The organism is Limosilactobacillus galli (assembly GCF_947381495.1).
GTDB lineage: Bacteria > Bacillota > Bacilli > Lactobacillales > Lactobacillaceae > Limosilactobacillus > Limosilactobacillus galli.
The window spans coordinates 58843-79568 of record NZ_CANCWK010000004.1 but is presented as its reverse complement, the minus strand read 5'-3'; the positions used below and the strand labels follow the sequence as shown (position 1 = coordinate 79568).

The 20726-nt window shown below is 54.9% G+C and carries 19 protein-coding genes; all 19 read right to left on the bottom strand.

Annotated elements, in window-relative coordinates:
- Positions 1-438: 438 nt before the first annotated feature.
- The 19 genes from tyrS to QOS10_RS01830 all read right to left on the bottom strand — a co-directional run bounded on the left by tyrS (position 439) and on the right by QOS10_RS01830 (position 20664).
- The gene (gene tyrS, locus QOS10_RS01920) at positions 439-1689 is read right to left on the bottom strand and encodes a tyrosine--tRNA ligase (RefSeq protein WP_283593346.1); all 1251 of its coding nucleotides are present in this window, start codon (positions 1687-1689) and stop codon (positions 439-441) included.
- Between the two features lie 351 nt (positions 1690-2040).
- On the bottom strand, positions 2041-3084 hold the full coding sequence (locus QOS10_RS01915) for a hypothetical protein (RefSeq protein WP_283593345.1): 1044 nt from the start codon (positions 3082-3084) through the stop codon (positions 2041-2043).
- 214 nt (positions 3085-3298) lie between these two features.
- Positions 3299-3985, bottom strand: coding sequence for a 2,3-diphosphoglycerate-dependent phosphoglycerate mutase (locus tag QOS10_RS01910; protein WP_283593344.1), 687 nt, complete (start codon positions 3983-3985; stop codon positions 3299-3301).
- Between the two features lie 121 nt (positions 3986-4106).
- Positions 4107-4265, bottom strand: a complete 159-nt coding sequence (locus QOS10_RS01905; RefSeq protein WP_283593343.1) for a hypothetical protein — start codon at positions 4263-4265, stop codon at positions 4107-4109.
- Positions 4222-4584: a hypothetical protein gene (locus QOS10_RS01900; RefSeq protein WP_283593341.1), complete on the bottom strand. Its 363-nt coding sequence runs from the start codon at positions 4582-4584 to the stop codon at positions 4222-4224. Before QOS10_RS01900 ends, QOS10_RS01905 begins: the two co-directional genes overlap by 44 nt.
- Positions 4585-4668: 84 nt before the next feature.
- Positions 4669-5928: a phosphoribosylamine--glycine ligase gene (gene purD / locus QOS10_RS01895; RefSeq protein ID WP_283593340.1), complete on the bottom strand. Its 1260-nt coding sequence runs from the start codon at positions 5926-5928 to the stop codon at positions 4669-4671.
- Between the two features lie 20 nt (positions 5929-5948).
- Complete coding sequence (purH, locus tag QOS10_RS01890) at positions 5949-7487, bottom strand: bifunctional phosphoribosylaminoimidazolecarboxamide formyltransferase/IMP cyclohydrolase (RefSeq protein ID WP_283593339.1); 1539 nt, start codon at positions 7485-7487, stop codon at positions 5949-5951.
- Between the two features lie 3 nt (positions 7488-7490).
- Positions 7491-8072 (bottom strand): phosphoribosylglycinamide formyltransferase, encoded by a 582-nt coding sequence (gene purN, locus QOS10_RS01885; RefSeq protein WP_283593338.1) that lies wholly within the window; start codon positions 8070-8072, stop codon positions 7491-7493.
- A 10-nt stretch (positions 8073-8082) separates the two neighbouring features.
- Positions 8083-9120 carry a phosphoribosylformylglycinamidine cyclo-ligase gene (purM, locus tag QOS10_RS01880; RefSeq protein ID WP_283593337.1) on the bottom strand — a complete coding sequence of 346 codons (1038 nt, stop codon included), beginning with the start codon at positions 9118-9120 and terminating at the stop codon, positions 8083-8085.
- 2 nt (positions 9121-9122) lie between these two features.
- Positions 9123-10580: an amidophosphoribosyltransferase gene (gene purF / locus QOS10_RS01875; RefSeq protein ID WP_283593335.1), complete on the bottom strand. Its 1458-nt coding sequence runs from the start codon at positions 10578-10580 to the stop codon at positions 9123-9125.
- The gene (purL, locus tag QOS10_RS01870; protein WP_283593334.1) at positions 10556-12784 is read right to left on the bottom strand and encodes a phosphoribosylformylglycinamidine synthase subunit PurL; all 2229 of its coding nucleotides are present in this window, start codon (positions 12782-12784) and stop codon (positions 10556-10558) included. Before purL ends, purF begins: the two co-directional genes overlap by 25 nt.
- Positions 12785-12787: 3 nt before the next feature.
- Positions 12788-13468, bottom strand: coding sequence for a phosphoribosylformylglycinamidine synthase subunit PurQ (gene purQ / locus QOS10_RS01865; RefSeq protein WP_283593331.1), 681 nt, complete (start codon positions 13466-13468; stop codon positions 12788-12790).
- A complete protein-coding gene (purS, locus tag QOS10_RS01860) occupies positions 13465-13716 on the bottom strand; it encodes a phosphoribosylformylglycinamidine synthase subunit PurS (protein WP_283593329.1) in 252 nt (83 codons plus the stop codon). The genes purQ and purS overlap by 4 nt, the downstream gene beginning before the upstream one ends.
- Positions 13717-13718: 2 nt before the next feature.
- Positions 13719-14441, bottom strand: a complete 723-nt coding sequence (gene purC / locus QOS10_RS01855) for a phosphoribosylaminoimidazolesuccinocarboxamide synthase (RefSeq protein ID WP_283593328.1) — start codon at positions 14439-14441, stop codon at positions 13719-13721.
- A 262-nt stretch (positions 14442-14703) separates the two neighbouring features.
- On the bottom strand, positions 14704-15999 hold the full coding sequence (gene purB, locus QOS10_RS01850) for an adenylosuccinate lyase (protein ID WP_283593327.1): 1296 nt from the start codon (positions 15997-15999) through the stop codon (positions 14704-14706).
- Between the two features lie 72 nt (positions 16000-16071).
- Complete coding sequence (purK, locus tag QOS10_RS01845; RefSeq protein WP_283593349.1) at positions 16072-17187, bottom strand: 5-(carboxyamino)imidazole ribonucleotide synthase; 1116 nt, start codon at positions 17185-17187, stop codon at positions 16072-16074.
- Position 17188: 1 nt separating this feature from the next.
- Positions 17189-17674 carry a 5-(carboxyamino)imidazole ribonucleotide mutase gene (purE, locus tag QOS10_RS01840; protein ID WP_283593326.1) on the bottom strand — a complete coding sequence of 162 codons (486 nt, stop codon included), beginning with the start codon at positions 17672-17674 and terminating at the stop codon, positions 17189-17191.
- A 156-nt stretch (positions 17675-17830) separates the two neighbouring features.
- Entirely contained in the window at positions 17831-19492 is a 1662-nt protein-coding gene (locus tag QOS10_RS01835; RefSeq protein WP_283593325.1) for a formate--tetrahydrofolate ligase, read from the bottom strand.
- Positions 19493-19605: 113 nt separating this feature from the next.
- Complete coding sequence (locus QOS10_RS01830) at positions 19606-20664, bottom strand: AI-2E family transporter (protein ID WP_283593348.1); 1059 nt, start codon at positions 20662-20664, stop codon at positions 19606-19608.
- Positions 20665-20726: the final 62 nt, after the last annotated feature.

The window sequence follows — 20726 nt, the reverse complement described above, 5'->3', positions numbered from 1 at the left end:
CTTCTAATCACCGAAGTGATTGAAGACCCTACACATTTAGTTCGTCAAAACTTTGTTCAGTTTTCAAAGGTCTACCTCGCTAGTAGATAACTAGCAAAGTTATTTTATCACCGTTGTCTAAAGCTGTCAAGAACTTTTCCTCAACTACTGAACAACAAGCAACTTAAATAATATATCATGTTGTCACCAGCTCGTCAACAACAAATTTTGCTAACTAAACCCGGTTGATTACTCAACCTCCGTGACAACGTAAACTACTATACCGTGAATCGCTCTACCCGTCAACCGCCAATTTCTCGTCATCAGTCCAAAATCTGACGATTTACGAAATATTGATAGCTCATATCAAACAAAAGTTCCACTTTAACTAAAAAAGCGACGATCTCACCATCGAATAGCATGGAGAAATCGTCGTTTTATTAACTATTTATTTTTCATTTATTTTACCCGGGCCAGGAAGTAGTGCTTCTTCCCCTTCCGGACAATCACAAACTTACCGTTGAAGTGAGTACTTGGATCGATCTCAGCATCAACATCGTCAACCTTCTCACCGTTGATCCGAATGGCACCATTGGAAACATCCTGACGGGCTTGCCGCCGAGAAGGTTCAATTCCGTTATCGGTTAGCCAGATAACGATGTTTTCCTTCTTATTCTCAACGTCAACTGATGGCATGTTCTTGAAGCCCTGTTCAATCTCATCCACGGACAGGTCGGCAACATCGCCGGAGAAGAGAGCCTTACTGATCCGTTCGGCTTCTTCAACTGCTTCCGGACCATGAACGAACTTTGTCACTTCTTCGGCCAGGCGGCGTTGGGCTTCCCGCTTCCAAGGTTCCTTCTCAACCTTTTCTGCCAGGTCGTCGATCTCCTCCTTGGAAAGGAAGGTGAAGTACTTCAGGTATTTCACAACGTCCCGGTCATCTTGGTTAATCCAGAATTGGTAGAACTCGTATGGGGACGTCTTCTTCGGATCCAGCCAGACAGCCCCACCAGCGGTCTTGCCAAACTTGGTACCGTCCGCCTTCAGCATCAATGGAATCGTCAGGCCGTATACCTTCGTGTCAGGACCTTCAACCTTGTGGATCAGGTCAATTCCGGCCGTGATGTTACCCCACTGGTCAGAACCACCGATTTGCAACTGGACATTGTTGTTCCGGTAAAGGTGCAGGAAGTCGACGGACTGCAGAATCTGGTAAGTGAATTCCGTAAAGGAGATCCCGGCTTCCAGACGGCTAGCGACAACTTCCTTGTTCAGCATCGTGTTGATGTTGAACAGCTTACCGTAGTCCCGCAGGAAGTCCAGCAGGCTGATCTTGGAAAGCCAGTCGTAGTTGTTAACAATCGTGAAGTTCTCGGTCCCGAAGAGCTTCTTCATCTGCGCGGTCAGAGCTTCCTCGTTATGATGAACCTGGTCCATCGTCTGCAGCTGCCGTTCGGACTTCCGCCCAGACGGGTCACCGATCGCACCAGTACCCCCACCAATGATGATAACCGGGTGGTGCCCCGCTAGCTGGAACCGTTTAAGGATCATGAACGGAATCAGGTGACCGATATGGAGACTGTCCCCGGTTGGATCGGTCCCGCAGTAAAGGGCAATCTTATTGTTATCCGTCAGTTCTTTTAACGCATCAAGGTCCGTGCCCTGGTTGATCGCACCCCGCCACTTCAATTCGTCAATAATGTTCATCTGCCATTCCTCCATTTTATTAAAAGTCCCGGATACTAAAAAAGTCCCCAACTTCTGCTGAAGTCAGGGACGATTTACCGCGTTACCACCTTGAATTGCGACCCGCTGGGGGCCACCACTCTCCGTCGATAACGAGACGATCCGTTCAGTGTGAAAGGCCCGTTCGGTGTAATTTACCAGCCCGGATTGGTCCGCTTGCAACAACCGCGAACTCTCTTCTTGTCCACCAGACCGGCTACTATGCCCAACGCATTGCCTTTGATATTGCCGTTATTGTACTAGCTGGCTCACAACCATGTCAAGGCCAAACAAAAAAGAAGCAGTCAATGCGGCTGCTTCCTTAAAGAATTTTTATTCGTCTTTTTTAGCCTCGCGCTTGGGTTCGTCGTCCTTCTTAGCAATTGGTGATGGTTGCTTCTTGGGCTTAGCAGGCGTGTAAACTTCGTGAACATATGCTTCACCAGTCAGTTCGGCCACAGGCTTGAAAGTATCCTTGAAGGCCGTGTCGATGTCAACCGGATCCGGTTCATCCTTGCTCTTAACATAGTACAGAGTCCCCGCCGCCAGGATCACTGGTAAGTAGCAGGCGATCCCAATGATTACCAGAGCCAGACCTACGTAGGTCAGAACATAGGTAGCGGTGTAGTTCCCGTAGAAGGCCAACCCACCGAAGATCAGGACCCAGATCAGGACTGGCAGTACCTCGCAGACCACGTTGATCCACAGGTAGTTCCACTTGCGGCTATCCATGAACCGCCGGCTGGCCGTCAGTGCGTGCCGCATGGACTGGCCGAGGAACTGCGGCTGCTTCTCCCGGTACAGGAAGTAGGACTGGGAGTATTCCAGGGCCTTCCAGAGGATCACGATGTCGTTGACGATCCGGATGATCAGCGGCCAAACGGTGCTCTTGGTCATCCCGCCGACCAGGCCGCCGATGATGTCCAGCGGCAGGCTCCACAGGAAGATGAACAATCCGATGTACAGGGCAATCCGCCATACCTGGTTCTTCCGCAGGTGCTTGTAGTGCATCCAGATGGAACCGGCACTGACCGGCTGTTCAGGGTGCGCCAGCCGATCCTGGTAGGTGTACTGGATGGCCACCATGAAGAAGTTGAAGAAGAAGGACAGGGCAATTGAAATTGCGGCAGCCCCCAGGACCTCCAACAGTCCCATCAGCAGGGCAACCGGTGAGGCCATCCCATACATGATCATCATGACGCTCATCATCATTGATGACATCACGCTGGCAGCAAGGAAACTAAGGATGCAGGTCAGGGCAATAAAAATAATGGCAATCCCGCCGACTGGCCACATCGCCTTGAGATAATCAGGCTTTACCAGGGCCTTGAGCTCCTTGATGAAGCTCTTTAACGGTAAACTATGTTGCTTTTTCATCTTAACAAATCGACTCCATCTACATTTAATTTATTTTCCATCATAACACAATTGACTCGGACCACAATTCATTCCCAAAGATCTTCTCAATCTTTTCAAAATTTTAAAGATAAGAAAATTCCCGATCATCGAGAATGGTCGGGAATCTTTTACTGCTGGCTGCGGGTTGGGCAAACAGGCCAGCAGTAGTTTATATTAGCGAAAAGTCGCTATTTTAGTACTTTTCCTTGCTGAGAACGTTCAGCTTGTCATCGAAGTCGTAAACAACTGGTTGACCAGTAGCCATTTCCAAGTTCATGATGTCTTCGTCGGAAATGTTTTCGATGTACTTGCTCAAAGCACGGAGGGAGTTACCGTGGGCAGCGATGATAACGTTCTTGCCATCCAAAAGCTTTGGCGCAATTTCGTCTTGCCACAATGGGATAACCCGTTCCAGGGTAACCTTCAAGTTTTCACCACCTGGAACAGTCCGTGGGTCCAGGTTAGCGTAACGACGGTCGTGCAGAGCAGAACCTTCGTCGGTAGCCTTCAGCAATGGAGGCAGAACATCGTATGAACGACGCCAGATGTGAACTTGTTCGTCCCCGTACTTTTCAGCAGTAGCCTTCTTGTTAAGGCCTTGCAGAGCACCGTAGTGACGTTCGTTCAAACGCCAAGTCTTGGTTTCAGGAATCCAAAGTTGGTCACATTCTTCAAGAGCGTAGTGCAACGTCTTGATGGCACGCTTCAGAACAGAAGTGTAAGCGTAGTCGAACTCGATCCCGTGTTCCTTAAGGGCCTTACCAGCTTCCTTAGCTTGTTCAACACCCTTTTCGCTCAAGTCAACATCGATCCAACCAGTGAACTTGTTAGCCAGGTTCCATTCACTTTGACCGTGACGAATCAGTACTAATTTAGCCATATTATCTTTGACCTCTTTCTTCTTAAAATACCATGCAATTGCATTTCCTTATCATTTTAATCCAATCACCGATAAATGCCAATAGGCAGCCCCGCAAAATGCTGGCTTTTCGTGAAACAGCTCACGATACTGGGCTGGCCGCCGCCTGAGGAAGCTCCCGGATGGTCACCCCACCGAACAGGAGGAAGCCACTCACCCGCATCGTCAGCGCCGGGCCGGTAACATGGGTACACCGCTTATCGGTTACCCCGCCGAGCAGCTTCAGTGAATGGTCCTCCACCCGCTAGCCGGCCGGCAGGTAGATATCGCCGCCACCCATGATATTGATGAAGCTGGCATCGATCACCACCTGACCATCCCCGGGGCCGAGGTAAATCTTGGTGCCGCCCAGCAAGTTCGCGCCGGGAACCGCTGAGGATGCTCACGTTGGCGTGCTTGCCCAGGGCAATGTAGGCAATGGTAACCACCACCAGCAGCGAGGCGGCCGTGTCAAGGACGCGTGACCAGCCGGCGGCCAGCAGATTGCTTTCGGCCAGGATATGCATGATTACAACGGCTAGTACTGTCAGGCCAATCAGGCGGTTATTATTTTTTCTCATCGTCATCTCCTCATTTCTTTATTTAGTAAGTCCATTGTAGTAAGAAAGACTCCCAGCCAATAGCAGTTGGGAGTCTTCTTATAATTAATTTAATCCGGCCTTGGCACCGATGTCGTGACGGTAGAAACAATCCGGCTCATCCAGATTCGCCAGGTAGTTGTAAACCCGGTCATGCGCCGCCTGCAGGTTATCCGCCTGCGCGAGCACCATCAGCAGACGACCGCCGTTGCCCCGGAGGTTATCTAAGCTGCCAGTGACGTTGGCGTAGTCCAGGTCAATTCCCGCCGCTTGAGGCAGACGACCGAGGGGCTGCCCGTGCAGCGGATTGGTCGGGTAGCCCTTGGAAGCCAGCACGACGCCCAGGCAGGCAGCCGGATTAACCGCCACTGCCGGCAGCGGTTGATCATGCAGTGCGGCATCCACCAGCTCAAAGAGGTCGGTCTTCAGCCGCGGCAGGATCACCTGAGTCTCGGGGTCTCCCAGGCGAACGTTGTACTCGATCACCTTAGGGCCAGCCGGGGTCATAATCAGGCCGATATAGAGGATGCCATGGTAGTGATAATTTCCCGCTACTAAGCCATGAACAGTCGGTTCCACCACCTGGTCGATCATCGCCTGGCGGTCGGCTGCACTCAGCTGGGGCAGCGGACTATAGGCACCCATGCCCCCGGTGTTAGAGCCGCGGTCACCGTCAAAGGCCCGTTTATGGTCCTGGGCCATCGGCAGGATCCGGTACTGGTCATCGCTCAAGAGGACAAACATAGAGTATTCGGGACCCGTCAGGCATTCTTCCAACACCAGCCGGGCCTGCCCACGATCGAACATCTCCTTGATTGTCTGGACAGCAGTTTCCTTGTCTGGGGCGATCACGACCCCCTTGCCCCCAGCCAGGCCGTTTTCCTTAATCACCACCGGAAAGCCGAACTGGTCGACGTTGGCAATGGCACTGGCCTGGTCACGGTAGGAGGCATGGCGGGCGGTTGGTACCCCGTAGTTATTCATGAAATTGAGGGCATAGTCCTTGGAGCCCTCCAGCTGGGCCGCCCGGGCAGTCGGACCAAACGCCAGCAGGCCCGCCGCCCGGAAGTCATCGACGATCCCGTCGACCAGGCAGTCCTCGGGGCCCACAAAAGTCCAGGTTACCTGGTGCTCCTTGGCAAAGCGGATCAGGCCGGCAAAGTCAGTTTCGGCAATGCCCACCGGCTGGACGCCGACTGCCGGCATCCCCACGTTGCCGGGCGCGCAGTAGACCTGTTTAACCCGGGGACTCTCCTGGAGTTTACGGGCGATGGCAAATTCACGACCACCCTCGCCAACAACTAGTACGTTTACTTCTTCTACCATTTATGACACCCCAGCCTATTCTAGTGACGGAAGTGACGAATACCGGTCGTCACCATCGCAATTCCATACTTGTTTGCCATGTCGATTGACTCCTGGTCCCGAATGGAGCCGCCTGGTTGAACAACAGCCTTGATCCCGTGCTTACCGGCGTATTCGACACAGTCACCGAACGGGAAGAAGGCGTCTGAGGCCATGACGGTCCGGTCATCGATCGCGTCACCAGCGTGCTTGACGGCGATCTTCAGGGAGTCAATCCGGTTCGGCTGACCCTCGCCGACACCCAGGGTCCGCTCGTCGTTGGCCAGGACAATGGCGTTGGACTTGGCGTGCTTGACGGCCTTCCAGGCAAACATCAGGTTCTTGAGCTGTTCCTCGGTTGGCTGGACATCGGTGACGCACTTCCAGTCGTGGTAGTCCTCCTTTAGGGTATCCTGTTCCTGCATCAGGGCCCCACCCATGACGGTGACCAGTTCGTGGCGGGCTGGTTCGTCCTTCTTAGAGAAGTCCAGGCTGAGCAGGCGGATATTCTTCTTCTTGGCCAGGATTGCGTAGGCATCGTCGTCAAAGCCGGGGGCAATCACGATTTCCAGGAAGATCTTGTGCATCTTCTGGGCCGTTGCCAGGTCGACCCGGCGGTTAAGGGCGATCACCCCACCGAAGATCGAAACGGGGTCGGCGGTGTAGGCCCGGTCCCAGGCCTGTTCAAGGGTTTCACCGCGGCCAATTCCACACGGGTTCATGTGCTTCATGGCGACCACGGTTGGTTCATCAAACTCCCGGATGCAGCGCAGGGCCTCGTCGGCGTCCTTGATGTTGTTGTAGGAAAGCTTCTTCCCGTGCAGCTGCTTAGCACTCAGGACGGAGTAGCTCTTTGGCAGGGCATCTTCGTATAACCAGGCCTTCTGGTGTGAGTTTTCCCCGTAGCGCATCGTTTCCTTCAGGTCCCAGGTCATCGTCAGTTGTTCAGGGTCCTCCAGGCCGACCTGCTTGGTCAGGTACTGGGAGATCAGGGCATCGTAGGCGGCAGTGTGGCGGAAGGCCTTGGCTGCCAGCTTGGCCCGGGTATCCAGGGTGGTGTCGCCGCCATCTTTGATCTCGCCCAGCACCGTGTCATAGTCGGCCTGGTCAACCACGACAGTTACGTCGCGGTAGTTCTTGGCAGCGGACCGCACCATCGATGGGCCACCGATATCGATGTTTTCAATGGCATCGGCCAGCTTGACACCCGGCTTCTCAATCGTCTCCTTAAATGGGTAGAGGTTGACGCAGACCAGGTCGATTGGGGTGATGTTGAGCTTCTTCAAAGTGGCCATGTGTTCCGGCAGTTCGCGCCGGGCCAGCAGACCGCCGTGAACGTACGGGTTCAGGGTCTTAACCCGGCCGTCGAGGATCTCTGGGAAGTGAGTAACGTCTTCAATACTGATGGTTGAAATGCCAGCGTCATCGAGGACCTTCTTGGTTCCACCGGTCGAAACAATCTCGTAGCCGTTTGCGGCCAGTCCCTTGACGAAGGAAACCAGGTTTGTCTTATCAGATACACTTACCAATGCACGTTTCATGAGTTAATTCTCCTTTTTGTTCAATGCAGTCAACGCTTGTTTCAATGCTAACGGGTAAAGCTGGTGTTCAGTATCGTGAACCCGACGCTCCAGGCTTTCCTCCGTGTCCGTCTCTAGAATGGGGACGTGACACTGGGCAATGATTGGGCCGGAATCCAGGCCGGCGTCAATGTAGTGGACCGTCACCCCAGTTTGGGAACGATGGTCAGCAAAGGCCCGTTCAATCGAGTGGAGGCCGGGATATTCAGGCAACCAGGCCGGGTGAAGGTTGATGATCCGGTGGTCGTAATGTTCCAGGATCGTTGGTCCCACCACCCGGAGGTAACCAGCCAGGGCGATGAAATCAATCTGATACTCCTGAAGGACGGCTAATAGTTTCTCCTCGTAAGCCGCCTTGCCGCCACAGGACTTGACGGTAAAACTGACGGCGGGGACGCCCAGGCGCTTTGCCCGGGCCATCACCGGCGCATCCGGGTGATTGCAAAAGAGCAGGGCCAGCTCACCGGGGAGGTCGCCTGCTTGGAAATGCTTGGCCAGGACTTCGAAGTTGGTCCCGTTACCAGACGCTAAAATTGCGATTTTCATCTCAAACGCCTCACTTAATTACAATCTTTGCTTCATCCGCCGGCCGTTGTCGCAGCCGACCGATTGGGTAGCTATTTTGACCAGCATCCTGCAACCGCCGCTGAACAGTCGTGGCCTGGGTCGGCGCTGCAGCCAGAACCATGCCGATCCCCATGTTAAAGGTTTGGAAACAGTCCGCCGGATCGAGGCGGCCGAGGTCCTTCAGGTATTCGAAAATCGGCAACCGCGGCCAGGATTGACTGTCAATCACCGCCTGAAGCCGGTCGCCAAACATCCGGGGCACATTTTCGATCAGGCCGCCGCCGGTAATGTGGCTAATCCCGTGGAGCAGGCCAGCCCGCACCAGCGGCAAGACCTGACGGACATAGATCTTAGTCGGGGTCAGCAGGACGTCGCCCACCGTCTGACCACCCAGTGCTGCAGGGCGGTCGGTCAATTGAACGTCGTGATCCTTGAAGAGGATCTGCCGCACCAGGGAAAAGCCGTTAGAGTGGAGACCACTGGACGGGAGGCCCAGCAGGACATCGCCATCTTGGGGCAGTTCGGCTGTCAGCAGGTGGTCCTTCTCGGCAACCCCGGTAATGGTGCCAGCCAGGTCATATTCTTCTTTGGCATACATGTCTGGCATCTCGGCGGTCTCACCACCGACCAGGGCAGCCCCGGCGTCACGGCAGCCTGCTGCTACCCCCTTGACGATCGCGGCCATCTTGGCTGGGTTATTATGACCCGTGGCAATGTAGTCCAAGAAGTAGAGCGGTTCGGCACCCTGGGCCAGGACGTCGTTGACACACATTGCTACGACGTCAATACCGATCGTGTCGTGCCTATCCAGCTTTTGGGCGAGCAGCAGCTTGGTCCCCACCCCATCGGTACCGGAAACCAGCACGGGATGTTTCACGTGTAACGCGCCTAAATCGAACATGCCGCCAAAGCTCCCGATTCCAGTCATCATCCCCGGTCGTGCGGTGGACTTAACAGCAGACTTGATGCGGCGGACTAGCTCATAGCCCGCGTTGACATCAACGCCCGCTTCTTGGTATCGATTCATCCTCACTGCCTCCTTTGCGCACGCAATTCCTGTTCATTCAGCGACTTCAGGTACCCAGCCTCGTAGTCATAGAGCGGGGTCGGGTACTTCCCCGTGAAGTAGGCCACCGTCAGCCCGCCATCAGGGGCATCCCCAGCATCGGGCACGCTGATGGCCTTGATCAGACTGGCGACGCTCAGGAAGTTCAGGCTGTCGGCCCCGATCTGCTGGCGCATCTCCTCAACCGAGTAGTGCGCCGCCATCAGTTCCGACCGGGTTGAAATGTCGATCCCGTAGAAGCATGGAAAACGGAACGGTGGGGACGAGATCAACAGGTGAACTTCCTTGGCCCCGGCATCACGGAGCATCTTGACGATCTGCTTAGAGGTTGTGCCGCGGACGATGGAGTCGTCGACCACAGCCACCCGTTTACCACTGACAACCCCACGAACAGCGGAGAGCTTCATGTGCACTCCCTGCTCACGAAGGGCCTGGGTCGGCTGGATGAAGGTCCGGGCCACGTACTGGCTCTTAATCAGCCCCATCTCATATGGCAGGCCGGACTCTTCGGCATAACCACTGGCCGCGGAAAGTGAGGAGTTTGGCACCCCGATCACCATGTCAGCATCAACCGGGTGCTCACGGGCCAGCAGCCGCCCCATCTTCTTGCGGGCGTTGTGCACCGTCACCCCGTGGATGATGGAGTCAGGACGGGCAAAGTAGATATATTCCATTGAGCAGATCGCCAAGCGGGTATCGGTGGTGTAGTGGTCGATGTGCAGGCCGTCCCGGTCGATCACGATCAGCTCCCCTGGTTGGACATCACGGACAAAGCTGGCGTTAACGATGTCGAGGGCGCAGGTCTCACTGGCCACCACATAGGCACCGTTGGCCAGCTGGCCGATACAAAGGGGCCGAATGCCATTGGGATCCAGTGCCGCCACCAGCCGATCCTTTTGCAGGAGCAGGAAGGCAAAACCGCCGTGCACCTGATTAAGGCTCTTCTTGAGGGCGGGAATAAAGCCTTCCCGGATGTGCTTGCGGATCAGGTGGATCAGGATTTCCGTGTCCGAATCCGATTGAAAAACCGCCCCGTCGTCCTCTAGCTGGCGACGGAGGGTAACGGCATTGGTCAGGTTGCCGTTGTGAGCCAGGGCGATGTCCCCGTCATGGAAACGAAAGAGGAAGGGCTGGACGTTGGCGATCGAATTATGACCGCTGGTACCGTAACGGACGTGTCCAATGGCAGAGTCGCCAACCAGCCGTTTGAGCTCGGCCGGGTCGGCGAAGACCTGGGCCAGCAGTCCACGGTCACGGTGCTGGTAGAGGTTTTCACCATCAGTCGACACGATTCCGGCCCCCTCCTGCCCCCGGTGTTGCAGAGTATGGAGGCCGTAGTAGGTCAGATGGGCGGCATCTGGGGCCCCGAAGACGCCAAAGACCCCACATTCTTCATTTAGTCCTTTGATTTCATTAGGCACGGGATTGCCTCCTCCCAGATCTGCTGTAACTCATCAATGTTGAGGTTCAATTCACTGTTAGCCAGGTGGGCTTCTAACCAATGGGTGTTAGTAACTTCGCCGACTAGCTGGGCGGCATCACCGAGGTCCTGCTCAAACGCTGCTGCGTGGTCGGGCCGCACCGTCACCACGAAGCGTCCCGGCGTCTCGCTGAACAGCTGGGCCCCAGTTAGGTGGCGGAGATTGAGGCTTAATCCTCGGTCAGTCTTAAAGAGGGTCTCTGCCAGGGCCACCCCGAGGCCACCCTCGCTAAGATCGTGGCAGCTGGCCACGTGCCCATTCTCCATCGTGTGCAGCAGGCGGGTCATGTAGTCGTGTACCCGGTCAAGGTCGAAGAATTGAACGACCCCACTGATCTCGCCCGTCAGCATCTTCTGCAACTCCGAACCGGCATAGTCATCGCGAGTTTGGCCAACCAGGTAAACCCGGTCACCGGCATGCTGGACAAAGCTTGGAACCACCCGGTCAATGTTCTTGATCAGGCCGACCATTCCGACCATCGGTGTTGGGTGAATGGCTTGACCATTGTTCTCGTTGTACAGGGAGACATTCCCGGAAATCACCGGCGTGTCGAAGGTCCGGCAGGCTGCGGCCATCCCCTTAACTGACTGGTGGAGTTCCCAGAAAATCTCCGGATCGTTCGGATCACCATAGTTCAGACAATCAGTGATCGCCAGGGGCTGGGCGCCGGCTGAAATGATGTTGGCGGCAGCTTCCACTAACGCCATCTGGCCACCCACCTCGGGATTGAGGTAGACGAAGCGGCCGTTGCCATCGGTGGTCATTGCCAGGCCCTTGTGGGTACCGCGCACTCGCAGGACTCCCGCATCACTTCCGGGGCCGACCACGGTCGAGGTCCGGACTTGGGAATCATACTGCTGGTAGAAGCTGCTCTTGTCGGCAATGGTCGACTGAGCAAGCAGTTGTTTCAAGGTGGCAGCCGGATCATCAATCTGGGGCTGCCAGGCCGGTTGTTGTTCAGCCGCAGTGATCCGGGCCGGTTTACGCTCTTCGCTGGCTTCTTCTAAGACATCATCAGTCAGGCTGGCAACCGGAATGTCGCAGACCACCTGGCCATCGTGGTGGAGAACGTACTGGTGACCAGTCGTGATCCGCCCGATCGTAACGGCATCGAGGTCGTAGAAGTCAAAGATCTTCTTAACATCTTCCTCGTGGCCCTTGTTAACGCAGAGCAGCATCCGCTCCTGGGATTCGCTCAGCATGATCTCGTAGGCGGACATCCCGGTTTCCCGTTGCGGAACCAGGTCTAAGTCGAGGTCCATGCCGCTCTTCCCTTCTGAGGCCATCTCGGCACTGGAGGAAACAATTCCGGCGGCCCCCATGTCCTGGATTCCGACCAGCCAGTCGGGGTGCTTGGTAATCAGTTCCAGGCAGGCCTCCAGCAGGAGTTTTTCCATGAAGGGATTACCAACCTGGACGGCGGACCGTTGGGTGGCGTTTTCGTCGCTGAAGTCTGCGGAGGCAAAGGTAGCCCCGTGAATGCCGTCCCGGCCGGTCTTAGCACCGACGTACATCACAGCGTTGCCGACCCCGGCGGCCTTCCCCTGCTGGATATCCTTCTGGTCCATCAGACCGACACTCATTGCGTTGCAGAGCACATTGCCCTGGTAGCAGGGGTCAAAGGTGGTCTCACCGGCAATTGTTGGAATTCCCATGCAGTTACCGTAATCACCGATCCCGCGAACGGTGCCATCGACCTTCATCCGGGTAGTTGCATTGTCGAGCTCGCCAAAGTGCAGTGAGTCGAGCGATGCTACTGGCCGGGCCCCCATACTGAAGATGTCCCGCAGGATGCCACCGACCCCAGTTGCGGCCCCCTGGTAGGGTTCAACCGTGGTTGGGTGGTTATGACTCTCGGCCTTGAAGACCACCGCCTGACCGTCGTCGATGTCCACAACCCCGGCACCCTCGCCAGGGCCCTGGATAACCCGGTCGCTCTTGTTCGGAAAGAGGCGGAGAACCGGCTTGGACTTCTTGTAGGAGCAGTGTTCGCTCCACATCGCCGCAAACAGACCGGTTTCGGTGTAGTTGGGCAGCCGGCCGAGCAGCTTTTCACTGATGTAGTTGTACTCGTCCTCGCTCAGGCTCCAGTCCAGGTACGGCTTCTGTTCTTTGATCTCTTCGGGCGTCATTGCCTGCTCCATTGCTTATTCCCCCACTTTCACACGTCCGTTAGCCAGCAGCGACTTGAACAGCCGCAAGCCATCAGTGTTTCCTAAGATTGCTTCAACCGCGCGTTCGGGATGTGGCATCATTCCCAGAACGTTGCCACGCTGGTTAGTAATTCCAGCAATATTTCGCAAACTACCATTTGGATTCTCCTCTGCATAACGAAAGACGACCTGGTGGTTAGCCTCCAGCCGATCCAGGGTGGCCTGGTCGGCGTAAAAGCTCCCGTCGGCGTGAGCAATTGGTAAGTTGATCCGTTCATGCGGCTGGTACTGGCTCGTGAACAGGGTCTGATTATTGACCACTTCCAGCGGGACGGTCTTGCAGACGAAGCGCTGGCTGTCGTTACGTTTCAGTGCTCCCGGCAGCAGGCCCGCTTCAGTCAGAATCTGGAACCCGTTGCAGGTGCCAAAGACCGGTTTGCCTTCATTGGCCATCTTGATAATTGCCGGCATGATGTTGGTGAAACGGGCAATTGCCCCGGCACGCAAGTAGTCACCGTAGGAAAAGCCCCCCGGCAACATCACTGCATCGAAGCCCGCCAGGCTGTGCTCGTGGTGGGAGACGTACTCGACGTCCGCGCCACAGACACTGCCCAATGCTTCATACAGGTCGACATCACAGTTCGAACCCGGAAAAACAATTACGGCGATTTTCATTCTGCTTCCTCCAGTACTTGGTAGCGGTAGGTCTCCATGTTGAAGTTGACCAGCAGCTGGTCGGCGATCTCCTTGACGGTCTTATCAACGGCGTCCCCGGTGGCATCGATCGTGACGTCGAAGAACTTCCCCACCTTGACCGCGGTGACCTCATCGTGGCCCAGACTGTGGATGGCGTCCTTGATCGTCTCGCCCTGAGGATCAAACACTGATTGCTTGTAAGTTACGAAAATCCGAACGTTTGTCATAATTAGTTCTCCTTTCCTAGGGCACCCTTCAGCCGGTCCAATACTTCGTCGTAGGTCTTGGTCAGATCGGCGAGCTTGCGCCGATAGACATCCTTGTCGAGGTGCTGGTCGGTCTTGAGGTCCCATAACCGGCAGTTATCTGGGGAGAACTCATCGGCCAAGACAATCTGACCGTCAGCAAGGCGACCAAATTCGAGCTTAAAGTCGACTAATTGCATCCCGGCCTTTTCAAAGAGCGGCTTGAGCAGGGCGTTGACCTCCCGGCAGAAGCTCCACATCTTCTCCAGGTCGGCGTGACTGGCAATGCCCAGGGCAATCGTGGCGGACTCGTTGATGAATGGATCATCGAGTTCATCACTCTTGTAGAAGGTTTCCTCAACCGGTTCCGCCAGCACCTTGCCCTCTTTCAGACCGTAACGGCTGGCGAAGTGGCCCGCGATAACGTTCCGGGTGACAAATTCCAGGGGGAACATCTGGCACTTCTTGACCAGGTCCTCGGTTGGCGACAGCTGCTTGATGAAGTGGGTCGCAATCCCGTGTTCAATCAGGTAGTTAAAGACCAGGTCCGAGATCCCCTTGGCAGCGGCCCCCTTGCCGGCGAAGTGGTCCTTCTTCTTCCCATTCAGTGCGGTTGCCTGGTCCATGTAGACCACCCGCAGGACTTCGGGATCATCCGTTTGCCACATCTGTTTTGCTTTACCGGTGTACAGTAACTTTTCCATCACTCAGTTGTCTCCTTCTAAATTAAAATACGAACAATAAATTAAAATAGTGCAAAACCATTCGCTATTTATGGAGTAAGTATAACAAGCAGGTTGAGCTTTTTCAATAGTTTCTAGGAACGAAGTAAATATTTTTCACATTAAAGTTCGTGTTTTATTTAAAACAAAAATAACCAGCGAGTCATCTCAACACGCTGGCTAATTAATCAAACTAAAAAATGGTCCATGGCAAAAATTGTCATAAACCATTTTTTACTAATTGCAATTAGTCCAAGCCGATCCGCTTGTAGATATCATCAACGTGACGGAGGTGCCAGTGGTAATCAAAGGCATCATCGAGGTCTTGCTTGGTCAGCTGCTTCTGGATCGTTGGGTCCGCCTCCAGGAGTGGCCGGAATGGGATCTGTTCAGCCCAGCACTTGGCAGTGTATGGCTGGATCAGGTCGTAGGCAGACTCCCGGGACATCCCGGAGTTGACCAGCTTGAGCAGGACCCGGCCAGAGTAGATCAGGCCCAGGGTCTTCTCCATGTTCTTCTTCATCGTCTCTGGGAAGACGTCGAGGTTCTTCAGGATCCGGCCAAAGCGCCGCAGCATGTAGTCGATCAGTGAGGTAGCGTCTGGCAGGATCATCCGTTCTGCACTGGAATGGGAGATGTCCCGTTCGTGCCAGAGGGAAACGTCTTCGTAGGCCGGCGTCATGTAGCCCCGCAGGACCCGGGCACAGCCGCAGATATTCTCGGAGCCGATTGGGTTCCGCTTGTGTGGCATGGCGGAAGAACCCTTCTGCCCCTTGGCGAAGTGTTCCTCGACCTCGTGGATTTCGGTTCGTTGGAGAGAACGAATCTCGGTGGCCATCTCTTCCATACTGGTCCCGATCAGGGCAATCGTGGCGATGTATTCGGCGTGCAGGTCACGAGGCAGGACCTGGGTTGAGATCTCCTGGGCCCGCAGACCGAGCTTGTCGCAGACGTACTTTTCAACGAAAGGATTGATTTCCGCGAAGGTGCCGACCGCACCGGAGATCTTCCCGGCTTCAACCCCGCGGGCAGCGTGTTCGAACCGTTCCTTGTTCCGCTTCATCTCGGAGTACCAGCGGGCCGCCTTCAGCCCAAAGGTCGTCGGTTCCGCGTGCACCCCGTGAGTCCGGCCCATGCAGACGGTGTACTTGTACTTCTCGGCCATTTCCTTCAGCACATCCATGAAGTTATCGATGTCCTGGCGGATGATATCGTTCGCCTTTTTCAACCGCAGCCCTTGAGCAGTATCAACCACGTCGGTACTGGTCATACCGTAGTGGACCCACTTCCGTTCCGGACCGAGGGACTTGGAGACATCCCGGGTAAAGGCAATCACATCGTGGTGGGTAACAGCCTCGATCTCGGCGATCCCTTCCACGCTGAACTTGGCATTCTTCTTGATCTCCTCAACATCCTCTGCCGGAATGTGGCCCAGCTTGCTCCAGGCTTCGTCGGCCGCAATCTCGACTTCCAGCCAGCATTGGTACTGGGTTTCCAGACTCCAAATCTTCTTCATCTCTGGACTTGTGTAACGATCAATCATCAGTTAAAAATCCTCTCTATTCTTATTCCTCATCATTATCGCACAGGTTACCATTCGGCGTAAAGGCGAACTTTATTCCTGCCAGATCCCAGTATTGTCAATTTCTTCCAAGGTAGCTTCGATATCATCAGTCAGGATGGTCACGTGCCCCATCTTCCGGTTGTGGCGAATCTCCGCCTTTCCGTAGTCATGGAAATGCCAGTTAGGCTTTTTAGCGATCTGCTGGCGGATACCGGCGACGTGCTGGCCTAAGACATTGACCATCACCACCGGCTGGAGGAGCTTAATCTGCGGCAATGGCCAGTTGCAGATCGCCCGGTTATGGATTGCAAACTGGGAGAAGTTGCAGGCCTCAATCGAGTAGTGGCCGGAATTGTGCGGCCGCGGTGCCAGTTCGTTGATGTAGATCTGGCCATCGGCGGTGACGAACATCTCAACCCCCAGGATCCCGCGCAGGCCGATGGCATGAGCGATCTTAACCGCCATCTCCTGGGCCTTTTTCTGCAGCGCCGGACTGATCCGGGCGGGCACAATGCTGAGGTGGAGGATCTCGTTGTGGTGGATATTTTCGGAAACGGGGAAGACGGTCACTTCACCGTTTTCGTTGCGGGCCACCATCACGGAACACTCGAGCTTAAACGGGACCCAGCCTTCCAGAATGGCGTCCTTAGTCGAGAGGATTCCCGCGCACTTTGCCAAGTCAGCATCACTGTGCAGGACCTCCTGACCATGACCGTCGTAGCCGCCCTCGCAAGTCTTGAGGACACTCGGGTAGCCGATCTCGGCGACTGCCTTTTTCAGGTCAGCCGCATTTTTGACCGCCATGAAGGGGGCCGTCTGCAGGCCGGCATTGCGCAGAAAGGTCTTTTCCCGAATCCGGTTCTTGGTCGTGTAGAGGAGGTGGGGCCCTTGCGGAACATAGGCCTTATCTGCCACGTCTTCTAGGGCATTAAGGTCGACATTTTCAAATTCGTACGTCAGAACATCCGCACGCCGGGCCAGTTCCGTAATTGCCTTGACATCGGCGTAGGGAGCGACGATCTGGTCGTCCGCGACCTGACCGGCTGGACAGGCGGGAGTCGGGTCAAGGACGATGACCTTCATCCCAGTCTGCTTAGCATCGAGGGCCATCATCTGACCGAGTTGGCCCCCGCCGATAATCCCAATCGTCTGGCCCTGTTGAATCATCTTAGTCAAGGTGCGCCCCGCTTTCTGCCGCCTGGTCGTGCATCTGCTTCCGGTAGGCGACGATCTGGTCCTGAATCTTCTGGTCGGTAATTCCCAGAATCTGCAGTGCCAGCAATGCCGCATTCTTAGCGCCCGCAACCCCAATGGCCGTCGTAGCGACCGGAATTCCAGCCGGCATCTGAACAATTGACAGCAGGGAGTCCATCCCGCCGAGGGCCCGGGTCTGCCCCGGAATACCGATGACTGGCAGCGGCGTATTGGCGGCGATCATCCCCGGCAGGTGGGCAGCCCCGCCGGCACAGGCAATGATCACCTTGGTTCCATTGGCCACGGCCCCCTTCGCAAAGGCAAACATTTCGTCCGGCATCCGGTGGGCGGAAATGACGTTCTTATCATAGTCAACACCAAACTGATCGAGGATCTGGCAGGCTTCCTTAACGGTTGGCCAGTCGGACTTGCTACCCATTACCACACTAATCTGACTCATCTTTGATTCCTCCTTAAATCTGCTTTAAAGATAACAAAGCTAGCATTCAACTTCAATAGTTTTATCGAACTTTTATTATATCTAGTGCAATATAGTTCGTATTATTCGCAAGCAAAATAAAAGGGAGCAGTCTCGGCTCCCTTTTGAATTTCAAATCTAGAACAATCCGGTGATCTTGCCGTCCGCGTCGATCATCATATTAACCGCAGCTGGCACCTTTGATAGCCCCGGCATAGTCATCATGTTACCAGACAGGGCCACGATGAAGCCGGCACCGAGCTTTGGCACGAACTCCCGAATGTGGAAGGTGAAGTCTTCCGGCGCGCCCAGCAAGTTCTTGTCATCGGTGAAGGAATACTGGGTCTTAGCGATGCAGACCGGCAGCTTGTCCCAGCCTAATTCGCTAAACTGCTTAAGCTGGCGCTGGGCCTTGCGACTGAATTCAACCTTCTTGGCCCCGTAGATCTTAGTAGCGATGGTTTCAACCTTTTCTGCTGGCGTTGCATCGAGACTATAGAGTTCATGGAAGTCGCTGTCCTGGTCAGCCAGCCGGACAACTTCCTTCGCCAGGTCCTGAGTACCGGCACCACCCTTGGCCCAGGCATCCGCCGTGACCACGTTGACCCCGAGCTGCTGGCAATTGTCCTTAATCATCTGGATCTCGGCGTCCGTGTCGCTCACAAAGTGGTTGATAGCGACAACCAATGGCACCCCGTACCGTTGCATGTTCTTGATGTGGCGGTTCAGGTTCGCCAGCCCGGCCTTCAGTTCTGGCAGGTGTTCTTCCTTCAGATCGGCTAACTTGGCCCCGCCGTTGTATTCAAGGGCCCGGACCGTAGCGACGATTACTACGGCATCAGGGTTCTTGCCCAGGACTCGTTCCTTGATGTCCATGAACTTCTCGGCCCCCAGGTCGGCACCGAAGCCGGCTTCAGTGACAGTGTAGTCCGCCAGTTGCAAGGCGGTCTTAGTAGCGAGGACACTGTTGCAGCCGTGGGCGATGTTGGCAAATGGACCCCCGTGAATGATCGTCGGCGTGTGGTCCAGGGTCTGGACGAGGTTCGGCTTGATGGCGTCCTTGAGCAGGATGGTGATGGCATCCGCAAAGTGGAGTTGGGCCACCGTGACCGGCTGCTTGTCATAGGTGTAACCAACCACGATCCGGCCCACCCGCTTCTTCAGGTCCATCAGGTCGGTAGACAGGCACAGGATGGCCATCAGTTCTGAGGCCGCCGTGATGTCAAAGCCGGTTTGCCGTGGGACCCCCTGTATGATGCCGCCCAGGCCCGTAACGACATTCCGCAGGGCCCGGTCATTGACGTCCTCGACCCGCTTCCATATGATCCGGCGGGGATCAAGTCCCAGTTCGTTTCCTCGCATAATGTAGTTATCCACCAGGGCCGCCAGGGTGTTATTGGCGCTGGTCAGGGCATGGAGGTCACCGGTGAAATGGAGGTTGATGTCTTCCATTGGAACTACTTGGCTGTAACCACCACCAGTAGCACCCCCCTTGATCCCGAAGACAGGGCCCATCGATGGTTCCCGCATGGCGATGATGGTCTGATGGCCCAGCTGGTTCATGGCGTCACCGAGTCCCACCAGGACCGTTGACTTCCCTTCCCCGGCCGGGGTCGGGTTGATTGACGTTACCAGGACCAGCTTGTGCTTCTTATCTGGATGGGCCTTGACTGGCAGCGTGATCTTCGCCTTGTACTTGCCGTACTGTTCGATGTCATCCTCGCCCAGGCCAATCTGGGCAGTAATTTCCTTGATCGGTTTCATTTCCGCGCGATCGGCAATCTCAATATCAGTCATCATCGTTGGCTTCCTCCTTGAAATACGAACAAAAAAATGTGAAATACTATTTAATATAAGGATATATCATTAAGATACTGTAATCTTAGTGATAAGTAAAGGTTAATTTCCGAATTTTATTTTTCACTGCCAGGATTTGCAGCTGCACATCGCCGCAATCGTGATCCCTGGTGGATTGACTTTACCCCCAGGATATCCAACAGGAAGGTAAAGATTGGGACCCCGACAATCAGACCCCAAGTTCCCCAGAAATGCTCACCGACCAGGAGGACGATGAAGGTATAGAAGATCGGCAGGTCGGTCTGGCTCGACATGAACTTCGGGTTGAGGACATAGGCTTCCAGGGCGTGGATAACGATCACCATGATAATAATGTAGATGACGTCACGGATCCCACCGACCGAGTAGGCCACCAGACTGAGGGGGATTGTCGAGATAATTACCCCGGCCACTGGAACCAGGCTGAAGATAAAGACAATCAGGGCCAGGGCCAGGATCTGCGGCATCTTCATGAACAGCAGGCAGACCGTGGTGATGGCGGTGTTGCAGATGGCAATGAAGAATTGAGCTTCGAGGACCACCCCGAAGGTATTCACGAACTTCTTGCCAAAATAGGCCAGGTCCTGGAAGAACCAGCCAAAGGTGCTGTTCAAGAAAAGCTTTGAGAAGATAGCCGTCTCCTGCAGGTCCAGGGCAAAGAAGAAGCTCAGAATAAAGGACAGGAAGAAGGTCACCGTGATGGCGCCAATACTGGTCAGCGCACTGATGGCAAAGCTGACCCCGTGCCGGACCTGGGCCATAATCGTCGACCAGCTGATGTACTGGTTGATGTAATGGTAGAGGTTTGTCGCGTCCCGACTACTGTAGAACTTGAGCACCGAGTTGACCATCTTGACCACCTGGTGCACCAGCACGGGCAGGTACCTGGTTATGCCGAAGTACAGGAGCATCAGGAGGACCAGGTAGGTCAGGATCACCAGCAGTTTGGTCGAGAAGTGCGGCAGCCACCGCTGGACAAAGCGGACCCAGCTCACCACGATGAAGGTCAAAATAAAGGTAAGCAAGATCATGTTCATCATCGACCGCATCATCCACAGTGCAAACACGATTAACAATAGGACCACAAAGCGACGCAGCTCCACGTTCTTGATGAAGCGGTGCCAGGCATCAGTCACATTAATCATCACCCTTCAAAAATCTAATAAACTTAGTTAATTTTAATCCTAAAGGGGTAATT